Raw genomic sequence first — 12,430 nt, 5'->3', positions numbered from 1 at the left:
CAAAACAACCGTACGTCCCGCTGTGGATTTTCCTGCGGCATTGCTGCCTTATAGTCGTAACGTCTAGGAGACACTCAATGCGTCATATAGCCAAGGGATTCAGCCTCATCGAATTGTTAGTCACTGTGTCCCTGGTGGGCATCCTTGCGGCTATCGCTATCCCGAATTTCACCAGTTCCATTCAGAGCAACAAGGCCGACACCGAGCTCAGCGATTTGCAGCGGGCGCTCAACTATGCGCGACTTGAGGCGATAAACCGGGGAGTGACGGTGCGTATTGCGCCGACCAGCGGGACGGCGTGGACTGGCGAATTGCAGGTTTATCTGGTTTCCGATGCCAACAAGAAGGCGCTTCGTACAGTGGCTGCAATGAGCAGCGGCGGTACGTTGGTGGCGGATCCCAATGTGGCGGCATTCGATTTCAACAATCTGGGCGGGCTAATCGCGCCGTCTTCGCTGGTAACCATGACCTACACCCGAGGCAGTACTACCAAAACCATGAGTATCTGCCTGACAGGCCGGATCGTCCTCAGTGGAAGCTGCAATGCCCAATGAAACCCGACATCGCCAGACCGGCATGACCCTGATCGAGGTGCTGGTTTCGGTACTGATCCTGGCTATAGGCCTGCTGGGGGCCGCCGCTATCCAGCTTAATGCCCTCAAATACACCGACAGTTCGGCCATGACCAGCCAGGCCAGCTTCATTGCGTACGACATGATGGATCGTATTCGGGCGAATGTTGATGGCAATGCGAGTGCCAACGGGTCGACCAATGTCCTGGCGAACTATGCCCTGGCGAGTCTGGCTACGGAGCAAGTCGCCAACCCGAACGATGCCAGGGTGCAGGATTTGTATGATTTCAAAACCAATATCGTTAATTTTGCGGGCGCAAGCGGCACGGGCAGTATTGATGTCAGCAAGGCTCCGGAGGTGACTATCATCATTGGTTGGAGCGATGCACGCGCTGCGGGTTCGAGCAATCAGGCAACAGGGAATACGACCGTCAGCCCGACCACTCAGATCTTCAAACTGGTCTCCCGGATCGGGGTCAACCCATGAGAAAACCGTCCAAAGGCTTCGGTCTGGTCGAAATCATGGTGGCGCTGGTGCTGGGGTTGGTTGTCAGCCTGGGTATCGTGCAGATATTCACTGCCGCCAGAGGCACTTATCAAAGCCAGAATGCAGCTGCCCGGATGCAGGAAGATGCCCGGTTCATATTGAGCAAACTGACTCAGGAAATCCGGATGACGGGTATGTATGGTTGCCTGAGTTTCAGCAATTACACGCCTGTAGCTCCCGCAGTCCCTTGGCCTGCTGCGCTGGATAATCCGATTCTCTGGGATAACCCGACCAAGACGCTCACCCTGGTGACGACCGATGTAGGTACCGCAGGCGGTACGCCGACCTGGACTATCGTTTCAAACTGCCAGACTACTACACAGCTCTACGCCAACAGTCGGGCACCTGCTGCGGGGGAAACGGCTTTTCCGCTGCGGCAGCTGGTTTACAAGCTTACCGGTACAAATTTGACCATCCAGTACGGTACGGGCGGCGATGTACAACCGCTATTGCAGAATGTCGCGGATTTTACAGTTTCCTTTGGAATGGCAGGCAACCCGATGTTCTATACCACGGCAGTCACCAAGGCCAATGCTGCTAACGTTCGTAGCGTTCGTATCAGTCTGACGCTGCAGGATGGGCAGAATGGCATCGTCAAGAGTCAGCAGTACAACGTTGTTGCTTACCTGCGTAATCGCTTGTGAACGGGCCGGGTATGAACAAGACCATGCATTTCACCTCAACACAGACTTACGCTTTCCCTGCCAGACAGCGCGGCATGGTGCTGCTGGTCAGTCTTGTGTTCCTGTTGCTGCTGACATTGCTGGGCATTTCCTCCATGCAGAACGCCACATTGCAGGAGAAGATGGCGGGCAGTGTGACGGTTCGTAATGTTTCGTTTCAGGCAGCCGAGGCACAGCTGCGTCTCGGTGAGTCCAGGATCATGGAGTCCAATTTTGCAATGGCAGTCTGTAACTCATTTGCTGCCTGCGCCCCGCCTGTTGATTCGACAACGGTACAGAATCCGGGGCTGGGCACTTCCGGGGTGACCTGGATCGGAACTAGCGCTGCGATGTTTGGCATTCAGAATCTGGGTACAACGCCTACGCCCATAAAACGTCCTGAAAATTGTACGGGCTCGGTAACGATGTATCGGGTAACAGCCATCGCCATTCAAGGCACCTCGCGAACGGTGCTGGAGAGTATCTATGCCAATTGCTAAGGCGCTTCGTGGTGGCTTGAAATACCTTTATGGCGCGCTGCTTGCGCTGTATCTGGCAAGCCCGGTTTATGCCTTCACGCCAGCGCAAGTGCCCCTGTTGAGCTCTCCGGCGGTGCCACCAAACCTTATGTTGCTGGTCGATAACTCGGGCAGTATGTACAACATCATCTGGGATTCAGGGTTTGACGCATCGGTCAATCGTCCAAATATTGGTTACTACTCGACTCAGTGCCTGAGTGGCTTGATTACCGTAGCGTGCCCGTTCATGAGCACCATTTCGGACGACCAGACCCTGTCGGTGGGGGATATCAACGCCAACAGCATATTTACTCTTTCACTCATGTGTCCATTTGGCGGTCGTGCAGTATTTCGCAATGGCATTCAGTACTGCCTTAATTTGCCGGATCCAGCCGGTAGCGGGCTGACCCGTTATACCGCTGATTACCTGTCTTATCTCATTGATCTGGTCAGCCCCAACTTTTTTGGTGTTCGAAACTACACCAATGGCGTAATTCCCAATGACTATCGAATGAACGTCGCGAAAACCGTGGCGACCAATCTGGTGACCAACAATACATCGCTCAGGATTGGCCTCGCGTCTTTCAACCAACCCACAAACAGTGATCCTGGTCCCGGAGGCAAGATTGCCAGGGTGGTCGCGGACCTCTCTCCGGTAGCGGTCAGCACTTATCAAACCACTGGCGTCTCTCAACAGCAGGCTACGCAGAATATTACTGACCTCAAAACGGCCATCACCAACCTGACCCCGTCAGCCAATACCCCACTGGCTGAAACCTATTACGAGATCACCCGCTACTTCCGGGGGATGACGCCGTTCTATCAAAGCGGATCGACCTATGTGAGTCCGATCCAGTACCGCTGCCAGAAAAACTATGGCGTCGTGATTACCGATGGCTTGCCCACCTATGATCGTACGTTCCCCACCAACGACCCTGACGATGTCCTGGACACCACTCGCTCGCTACCCAACTGGGATTTAAACGCAGCCAATGACGGTGCCAACCTGTCTGGCGATGGTGAGGGAGATACGCTGTATCTGGACGATCTTGCCAAGTTCGCCTATGACATCGATCTGCGCCGGGATGCTGTGACTGCCGGGGGCGACCTGACCGGCAAAAGCTGGGACACCGCAGGCTTTGTAAAACAGAATATGAGCACCTATACCATCGGGTTCACTGCATCGAATCAGATGTTGAACGATGCGACCGATGATAATCATGGCCATGGCAAATACTTCCAGGCCAATGACAGCGCGGGGCTGACATCTGCCTTGAATCTGGCATTGAGCGATATCTATGCCAAGGTCGGTTCTGGCGCAGGCGGGGCGGCAAACTCATCAACGCTCCAGTCGGGGACTCAGTTCTACCAGACGCTGTACGACCCAACCGATTGGCATGGCACTATCAAAGCCTACAACCTGGATCAGACCAATGGAGCGTTGAGTGCACCGGTCTGGACTACCGACACCGCCATCGTCAGTGGGGCAACGGCACCGGTCTTCGAATCCTGGAACGTTGCCACTCCGGGGAGGATCGCTCTGGATTACAACGCCTTCAGCACTGCTCAACAGACGGCACTGAACGCTACCTTGCCAACCAATGCCACCGGGGCAGAGCTTATCGCCTGGGCCAAGGGGACCACCAACGCGAAGTTCAGGACACGTACCCGGCTGCTGGGCGATATAGTCAACTCTTCGCTTGGTACTGCATTCCCTTCACAAAAGACCGCCGCCGACCTGACAGGTGACACCACTTACACCACCTATCTGGCCACCAAGGCAAACAGCATGACTCCCAGCATTCTGGCCAATGCCAATGACGGCTATTTCAACGTTATCAATACCAGTGATGGTTCAAGACGATACGCCTACATGCCATCCACCGCCCTGACTTCACTGGCTACCATTGCATCGACCACTTATGGATCCGGCGTGCACAAGTTCACCGTGGATGGGCAGATTGCAGTGTTTGATACGCAATTGTCAGCCGGTTCAGCGTGGCGCACCGTCGCTTATGGTGGTACCGGGGCTGGAGGCAAGGCGTTCTTCGCGATCAAGCTATTTGAGGGGACGAGTAACACAGTCAGCGCGTTATGGGAGGTCAAGGCACCTGACACGTCCGACACCAACAACAAATTCAACAATCTTGGATACGCCTATTCCAAACCGGATGTCGCGCGGATGGCGGATGGCACCGGGATTATGGTGGTCGGGAACGGTTATGGCAGTTTCACCGGCAGAGCGTCGCTGTATGTATTGAATGCCAATACCGGGGCGTTCATTGCCGAGATCCAGACGCCGGTGCTTAACAACGAAACCGATAACGGGCTTTCTTCGGTCAAATTGCGTGTCAACGCTCAGAATGTGGTTCAGGCCGCCTACGCGGGCGACCTGAAGGGGCGGCTTTGGAAGTTCGACCTGAGTGGTGCAACCTCCGCCAGCTGGAAAGTGGCTTTTGGCGGCGCGCCTTTGTTCACGGCACCGCGTGGTGCCAACCAACCGATAACGGTTCAACCCTTCTTGCTCGATCATCCGCTCAACGGCAAGATCGTTTATTTCGGGACAGGCAAGTTTCTGGAAGTTGCAGACAAGCAAACCACTGCCCTTCAGGACTTTTACGCGATATGGGATGCCGACTCCGGAACGGGTAGCACTGTCGAGGCGAACCTGCAGGCGCAGGCGGTCAATGGCAGCGTCATCAGTAACGGAACTACCTATTTCACATCGACAACCAATGATGTGGATTGGTCAGTCAAGAAAGGCTGGTACATGCCGCTCTCCGCCGTAGCACCCTATCTGGGGGAGCGAATCATTTATCCCGCGCAGACCAGTAGGGGCCGGATTATTTTCTCGACTGCATCCGTAAACTCCGCCGACCCTTGTGAGAGCACCGGCACCGGTCGTTTATTCGAGCTCAATGCCGCGACTGGCAGCATGCTTAACTATCAGGTGCTTGATACCAGCGGCGATAGCGCTATCAACAGTTCAGACTTGCTTGTCGCGGGACTGGGGTACACCGGCATCCCGGTCGTCTCAGCTATCGTCTCGGGTGCCGGGAACGGCAATGATGTGAAGATCGTTAATAACTCCACGGGCAATCCGGCTGAGCCTCTGCAGGAAAAGGGCGGGAGTGGCAGCCAACGCATCATGTGGCGACAAATCCAATAGGGAAACGAATCATGCGAGCGATATCCAGGGGCTTTACGTTGATCGAACTCATGATCGTCGTGGCGATTGTCGGTATTCTGGCGGCCATCGCGTATCCCAGCTACACCGAATACGTGAAGCGTACCCAGCGGTCGGCGATTGCCAGCCTGCTGTCAGAGCAGACCCAAGCGCTGGAACGCTTTTATTCGCGAAGCAATTCGTCTACTTATGTGAACGCTACCGTGAGCGGAGGCAATTCCTATTACACGATAGTGCTGGTACCCACTGCCACCGACTTCACCCTGACGGCTACCCCTATCGCAGGCACGCTGATGGCCGGTGACAAATGCGGCAGTTTTGTGATCACCAGCACTGGTGCGCGCAGCAACACTGGCGCTACCTCGGGCGTGACCACCAAAGACTGCTGGGGCCGCTAAAACCGTTTTCCTTGTCCCGAGACCAAGATGTCCAAGCAAAAAACAGTCATTGTCGGCGGTGGCGTCATAGGTCTGCTGACCGCCTTCAATCTCGCCTCTGAGCAGGTCAGCGTCGTGTTGCTGGATCGCTCGGGTGTTGGCCAGGAGTCTTCCTGGGCGGGTGGCGGAATTGTCTCGCCGCTTTACCCGTGGCGCTACAGCCCGGCAGTCACCGCGCTGGCGCACTGGTCGCAGGACTTCTACCCGCATCTCGCCGAGCGCTTGTTCGCACAGACCGGTATCGATCCCGAGGTTCACAAGACAGGCCTGTACTGGCTCGACCTTGACGACGAACAGGCTGCGCTTGAATGGGCGGTACGCGAGAAACGCTCATTGACCAGTGTCGATATCTCGGCGGTGAACGATGCCGTACCGGTTCTGGGGGAGGGCTATTCGCGGGCCATCTACATGGCCGACGTGGCCAACGTGCGCAATCCCCGGCTGGTCAAGTCGCTCAAGGCTGCCTTGCTGGCGATGCCCAATGTCGAGATCCGCGAGCAGTGCGAAGTCAGCGGTTTTGTGCGCGAGGGCAGCAGGGTTTCGGGCGTGAGCACGGCTTCAGGCGATGTAACCGGGGATCGGGTGATCCTGGCAGCAGGCGCGTGGAGTGGCGAACTGCTCAAGACCCTTGGTCTGGACCTGCCGGTCGAGCCGGTGAAAGGCCAGATGATTCTCTACAAGTGTGCGTCGGACTTCCTCTCCAGCATGGTGCTGGCCAAAGGGCGCTACGCGATCCCGCGCCGTGACGGCCACATACTCATCGGCAGCACCCTGGAACATGAAGGGTTCGACAAGACCACCACGCATGCCGCGCTGGAAAGCCTCAAAGCGTCGGCCATCGAATTGCTTCCGGAGCTGACCAACGCTGAGCCTGTCGCTCAATGGGCAGGCCTGCGTCCCGGCTCGCCCGAGGGCATTCCGTTCATCGGGCCGCTGGCCGGGTTTGATGGCCTGTGGCTCAACTGCGGTCATTACCGCAACGGCCTGGTGCTGGCCCCGGCTTCCTGCCAGTTGATCACTGACCTGCTGCTGAACCGCGAGCCCATTATTGATCCTTCGCCTTATACACCTTCAGGGCGTTTGCATTTTCCGACTGACTGAACTCAGGCAGGCTGTGTCTCCAGGCGTCGCCCGCTGCCATCCGGCCTGATCCTGAACCAGATCGAGTACATGGCCGGCAAAAACACCAGGGTCAGCACCGTACCCGCAAAGGTGCCGCCGATCAGCGTGTAGGCGAGCGTGCCCCAGAACACCGAATGGGTGAGTGGGATAAACGCCAGAATGGCGGCCAGCGCTGTCAGTATCACGGGGCGCGCACGTTGTACGGTGGCCTCGACCACCGCTTGAAACGGGTCGAGCCCCGCCTGCTCGTTGTGGTGTATCTGGCCGATCAGAATCAGCGTGTTGCGCATCAGAATGCCGGACAGTGCGATCAGCCCGACCAGCGCATTGATGCCGAATGGCTGCTGAAAGAGGATCAGCGTAGGCACCACACCGATCAGCCCCAGCGGACTGGTCAGGAAGACCATGACCATGGCGGATATCGAACGCACCTGAAGAATCAGAATGATCAGCGTGACCGCCAGCATGATCGGAAACAATGGCAGCATCGCTGCCATGGCCTTGCCGGACTCCTCGATTGAACCTGCCTGCTCGATCCGGTAGCCGCTGGGCAGCTTGTCGGTGATCGGCTGTAACTGTCGGGTTATGGCTGTCGACACATCCGGTGGTTGCAGGCCGTCGGCTATGTCGCCCCGAACAGTGATGGTCGGCGTGCGGTCGCGTCGTCGCATCACCGGTTCCTCCATGCGCACATCAACGGTACCAATCTGCGACAGCGGAACACGTTGCCCATCGACGCCGGTGAGGGTGAAGTCCATTATCCTTGCCGGATCAAGTCGGGTGTCGCCAGCGGAGCGTGCAACCACCTGCACGGTGCGAATATCCTCGCGCACTGCCGTAACGGGCAGACCTGTCAGGAGAAACTGCAGTTGCTGAGCCACCTGACTGGAACTCAGCCCCATGGCCTGCATACGGTCCTGTTGCAAAGTGAAATGCAGCGCCGGAGTACGTGTGCCCCAGTCGGTATTGACGGTGCGCATCATCGGGCTGGCGTTCAGAACCTGTTGCACCTGCGCCGCAATGCTGCGCAGTGTTTCCGGGTCGCGTCCGGCAATACGGTAAGCGACGGGGTAGGGCGAATAGGGGCCGAAGACCAGTTGCGTGACTCTTACCTGTGCCTCGGCGGCCAGCCCCTCGGAAATAGCCTGACGCAATCGGTGCTTCAGCGTTTCACGCTGTTCCTGGCTGTCGGTACGTACCACGATCTTGGCAAATGACGGGTCAGGCAATTCCGGCCCCATCGCCATGTAGAAGCGTGGCGCACCCTGACCAATGTAGGCGGTGACGATCCCGGCTTCCGCCTGTTCGGCCAGCCAGCTTTCCACTTTTGCAGCAGCCGCACTGGTTTGAGAAATCGAGGTGCCATAAGGCATCTGCAGTTCGATCAATACTTCAGGACGATCGGACACTGGAAAGAACTGTTTCTTGACCAGTCCCATGCCCAGCACGGCCAGCACAAAGAGCCCGATGACCGAGCCTGCTACCAGCCATTTGCCTGCAATGACGCGCGCCAGAATCCGACGGAAGCGGTTGTAGCGTGGTGTGTTGTAAAGCGCCTGATGTCCGCCTTCGATCTGCTTCACATCAGGCAACAATTTGACGCCCAGATACGGGGTGAAAAACACGGCGACCACCCACGAGGCAATCAGCGCGATACCGACGATCCAGAACATATTGCTGGTGTATTCGCCTGCCGTGGAGCGCGCGAAGCCGTTAGGCATGAAGCCGACAGCGGTGACCAACGTGCCGGATAACATCGGCGCGGCGGTGTGGCTCCAGGCATACGCAGAGGCAGCGACGCGGTCGTATCCTTCTTCCATCTTCACCACCATCATTTCGATGGCGATGATCGCATCATCTACCAGCAGCCCGAGTGCCAGGATCAGCGAGCCCAGTGTGATCCGGTCGAAATTCTTGCCGCTCATGGCCATGATTACGAAGACCACCGCCAGGGTCAGCGGGACGGCGGCAGCAACCACCACACCGACACGCCAGCCCATGCTGATAAAACAGACCAGCATGACCACCAGCAGTGCGACGAAGAACTTGATCATGAACTCATCGACCGCCGAACTGATATTGACGGCCTGATCCGTGACCTTGCTAAGGCTCATGCCCAGTGGTAGTTCGGCGTTGATCGCGCCCACTTCCTGGTCCAGTGCCGTTCCCAGGTCCAGCCCGTTCCAGCCATCGCGCATGACGATCCCCAGCAGCAGCGCAGGCTCGCCGCCGTTGCGAATCATGAACGTCGCCGGATCTTCGTAACCGCGCTTTACTGTGGCAATGTCCGCCAGCTTCAATGTCCGGCCCTGTGCCACAACAGGTGTATCGCGGATTTTCTGCAGCTCATCGAAAGCGCCGTCGAGCCTGATAAATACCTGCGGTCCTCGGGTTTCGACCGAGCCTGCGGCAGTCAGCGCGTTCTGGTCGTTCAGCGCGGCAAATACCGTTTGAGGGCTGATACCCAGCGTTGCCAGCCGTTCGTGAGAGAACTCGACGTAGACTCGCTCGGGCTGCTCGCCCACGATATTGACCTTTTTCACTCCCGGCACATGCAGCAAGCGCTGGCGCAGTGATTCGGCGTCACGTGCCAGTACGCGGTGCGGCTCGCCTTTAGCCTTCAGCGCGAACAGCGCGAAGGTGACGTCCGAATACTCGTCGTTGACCATCGGCCCGATAACCCCGGACGGAAGAGTCATGGCCTCGTCACCGATTTTCTTGCGCGCCTGGTAAAACTCATCCGGCACTTGCGACGGCGGCGTGCTGTCGAGCAGAGTCAGGGTGGTGAATGCCATGCCCGGTCTGGTGTAGGTTTCAGCGCGGTCGTACCAGCGCAGCTCCTGAAGGCGCTTTTCAATCTTCTCCGCCACCTGATCCTGCATCTCCTGGGCGGTTGCTCCCGGCCAGACGGACACCACGGTCATTACCTTGACGGTAAATGCCGGGTCTTCGGCCCGGCCCAGTTTGAAAAAGGCAATGATCCCGGCCAGCGAAATCAGGCAAACAAGGAACAGGGTAATCGAGCGCTCGCGGACGGCCAGCGCTGACAGATTGAAACGGTCATTACTCATGGGCGCGCGCTCTGTGCCAAGGCCGCTTGAGCGGTCACTCTTACTTGCTGGCCTTCGTGCAGAAGGTGCGCGCCAAGTGCGACTATTCGTGTGCCTGGCTTGAGCTGCGTACTGATGCTGGCTTGCTCGTCATCAAGCTGCTGAACCACTACTGGCGTCCAGTAAACCTGTGCTGGTTCCCCTTGAATGACCCAGATGCCCGGTCCCTTGCCTGCGTCATACAGCGCGCCGATTGGCACCCGCAACGTGCTTTGCCCGGCGCTATCTGCACTGGGGATTTTCACGGTGATGGTGGTGCCCAGCGGGGCATTTGCCATCTCGCCTTCCAGTATCCAGCGTGCTTCAAAGGTGCGGGTCTGACGGTCCGCAACGTCCGACAGCTGTCGCAAGCGTGTCGTGGCGCTGATGTCCTGATTGCCGAACAGCGTAGCCTGGGCGATAGAGCCGATACGGGGGCGCAGGTTTTCCGGAAGTTGAATAACCGCTTCACGCGGTCCGCCGTGGGCCACGCGTACCACGGCTTGCCCTGCACTGACGACCTGACCGGGCTCAACGAGGGTTTCCATGACAATGCCGTCGGCATCCGCCACAAGGTCTGCGTAGCGAGTTGCATTGAGAGCAACTTCTGCCTGCGCTTCAGCTGCACTGAGTCGAGCTTTGGCCGAATCAGCCGTCGATTTGATCTGGTCGTAGCTTGACGCTGAAATGGCACCACTGCTGCGCAGGCTTCGGTAGCGTATCTCTTCGTCTGCGGCCTGCTTTGCCTGGGCTCTGGCCGCATTCACTGCTTCGCGTTGTGCGTTGGCAGCGAGCTTCAGGTCGGCTGGGTCGATACGCATCAACTGTTGACCGCGCTTGACGGCCTGCCCGGTATCGACAAACCGCTCCAGCACCTTGCCGGACACCCGAAAACCCAGGTCGCTTTGCACCCGCGCCGCTACGGTTCCGGTGAAGGAACGGGGCTCCAGGCCGGCCTCCTGGAGGCTCGCAACGCGCACCAGTGGCGCTTCTGTGCGCGGGTCCGCTGGCGTTTTTTCGTTGCAGCCGGTCAGGACAGCCGGCAAAACACTGGCGAGAGCAAGCAAAACGAATCGGTGCCGGAGCATGGGAATCTCAATGTGCAGTGATCAGTGTCTGCACTTTGATTCCAGTGACCAATTTAGTCAATAGTCACAATTGTTGTTTTGTTAAGGCGACAGGCTGCGCAGCACCAGGCTGGATAACTGACTTGGCCCTTCGTCGGTGTGCTCGAAGCTGTATTGCAGCAGCAGCGGGTTGATGTAGGGGCGCATGACCAGATAGATCGCCATGACCGTTTCATCAAGAGGCGTCTTGCGCTCGAAGTCGCCGGTCTGTCGGCCTTCCTGCAGAATGTCCCGGAGAGTGGCCTTGAGGTGTTCCTCGTAAACCAGCGTCGCCTGCCAGCGTTCGGTAGCTGCCGATGTGGCGATTTCGTACAGCTTGCGGTCCTGCGAAAACAGGCGAATGCTGGCCTCAACGACTGATTTGAACATGCGTCGCAGCTTTTCCGGTGGCTTGTCAGTTTGGCTGATTGCAGCGCTGACTTCGGCCTCGATTTCATTCAGGCAGTGGGCGCAGATCATCTCGCCGATGGCCTGTTTGGACTCGAAGAATTTGTAGATGTACGCCTTGGAAAAACCGATAGCCCTGGCGAGATCGGACACGGTGGTCTTGCCGTAACCGTACTGGCTGAAATGTTCGGTGGCCGCAATCACGATCTGATCACGAATCTCATGGTCCACCGGACCACGGCCTGCTGCGGGATTGCTGATGTTTTTGCTCATGAGGCGGAGCTTACTGACATTGGAGTAAGTGGACAATAAGTGACATTGTTGGGAATTGGTCACGACCATTACGCTCTCAGCGCATGCGACATCCAACCGGGATAGGACGCAGAGCGTCCAGAAACGCATGCCGACGCGAAGCGTCGCACGATAGTGGAGATTATCGTTGCCCAGACACTTATCGTTCCTCACGCTCCAGCGTGGGAATGCCTGGGGTGACGCTCCGCGTCACAAATCTGCGCTGCGCCGCCTATTCAGGATAGGACGCAGAGCGTCCAGAAAGGCATGCCGACGCGGAGCGTCGCACGATAGTGGAGATTATCGTTGCCCAGACACTTATCGTTCCTCACGCTCCGGCGTGGGAATGCCTGGGGTGACGCTCTGCGTCACAAATCTGCGCCGCGCCGCCTATTCAGGATAGGACGCAGAGCTTCCAGAAACGCATGCCGACGCGAAGCGTCGCACGATAGTGGAGATTATCGTTGCCCAGACACTTATCGTTCCTCACG

At 57.6% G+C, this 12,430-nt stretch carries 10 protein-coding genes; 7 read left to right on the top strand and 3 right to left on the bottom strand.

Translation table 11 applies throughout. The features are described from left to right. The first annotated feature begins 77 nt into the window (after nt 1-77). The 7 genes from RYC17_RS25625 to thiO are packed head-to-tail and all read left to right on the top strand — an operon-like array spanning nt 78 to nt 7,024. Complete coding sequence (locus RYC17_RS25625; RefSeq protein WP_058408741.1) at nt 78-554, top strand: GspH/FimT family pseudopilin; 477 nt, start codon at nt 78-80, stop codon at nt 552-554. Then, complete coding sequence (gene pilV / locus RYC17_RS25620) at nt 544-1,059, top strand: type IV pilus modification protein PilV (protein WP_005733840.1); 516 nt, start codon at nt 544-546, stop codon at nt 1,057-1,059. Before RYC17_RS25625 ends, pilV begins: the two co-directional genes overlap by 11 nt. Beyond that, a complete protein-coding gene (locus tag RYC17_RS25615) occupies nt 1,056-1,763 on the top strand; it encodes a PilW family protein (protein ID WP_004659630.1) in 708 nt (235 codons plus the stop codon). The genes pilV and RYC17_RS25615 overlap by 4 nt, the downstream gene beginning before the upstream one ends. Nucleotides 1,764-1,774: 11 nt before the next feature. Next, nucleotides 1,775-2,281, top strand: a complete 507-nt coding sequence (locus RYC17_RS25610) for a PilX N-terminal domain-containing pilus assembly protein (protein WP_058408740.1) — start codon at nt 1,775-1,777, stop codon at nt 2,279-2,281. Further along, nucleotides 2,268-5,468, top strand: coding sequence for a pilus assembly protein (locus tag RYC17_RS25605; protein ID WP_316904719.1), 3,201 nt, complete (start codon nt 2,268-2,270; stop codon nt 5,466-5,468). Before RYC17_RS25610 ends, RYC17_RS25605 begins: the two co-directional genes overlap by 14 nt. Nucleotides 5,469-5,479: 11 nt before the next feature. Continuing rightward, nucleotides 5,480-5,884, top strand: a complete 405-nt coding sequence (locus RYC17_RS25600) for a type IV pilin protein (protein ID WP_316904718.1) — start codon at nt 5,480-5,482, stop codon at nt 5,882-5,884. 27 nt (nt 5,885-5,911) lie between these two features. After that, nucleotides 5,912-7,024: a glycine oxidase ThiO gene (gene thiO / locus RYC17_RS25595; RefSeq protein ID WP_058408737.1), complete on the top strand. Its 1,113-nt coding sequence runs from the start codon at nt 5,912-5,914 to the stop codon at nt 7,022-7,024. Nucleotides 7,025-7,026: 2 nt separating this feature from the next. Here thiO and RYC17_RS25590 read toward each other — a convergent pair whose 3' ends face one another. The 3 genes from RYC17_RS25590 to RYC17_RS25580 all read right to left on the bottom strand — a co-directional run bounded on the left by RYC17_RS25590 (nt 7,027) and on the right by RYC17_RS25580 (nt 11,921). After that, a complete protein-coding gene (locus tag RYC17_RS25590) occupies nt 7,027-10,116 on the bottom strand; it encodes an efflux RND transporter permease subunit (protein ID WP_316904717.1) in 3,090 nt (1,029 codons plus the stop codon). After that, the gene (locus RYC17_RS25585) at nt 10,113-11,222 is read right to left on the bottom strand and encodes an efflux RND transporter periplasmic adaptor subunit (protein ID WP_316904716.1); all 1,110 of its coding nucleotides are present in this window, start codon (nt 11,220-11,222) and stop codon (nt 10,113-10,115) included. Before RYC17_RS25585 ends, RYC17_RS25590 begins: the two co-directional genes overlap by 4 nt. 81 nt (nt 11,223-11,303) lie before the next feature. Beyond that, nucleotides 11,304-11,921: a TetR/AcrR family transcriptional regulator gene (locus RYC17_RS25580; protein ID WP_058400317.1), complete on the bottom strand. Its 618-nt coding sequence runs from the start codon at nt 11,919-11,921 to the stop codon at nt 11,304-11,306. Between the last annotated feature and the right edge of the window lie 509 nt (nt 11,922-12,430).

The organism is Pseudomonas syringae group sp. J248-6 (genome assembly GCF_032586995.1).
Classification (GTDB): Bacteria; Pseudomonadota; Gammaproteobacteria; order Pseudomonadales; family Pseudomonadaceae; genus Aquipseudomonas; species Aquipseudomonas amygdali.
This window is presented reverse-complemented; position numbering and strand designations above follow the sequence as displayed.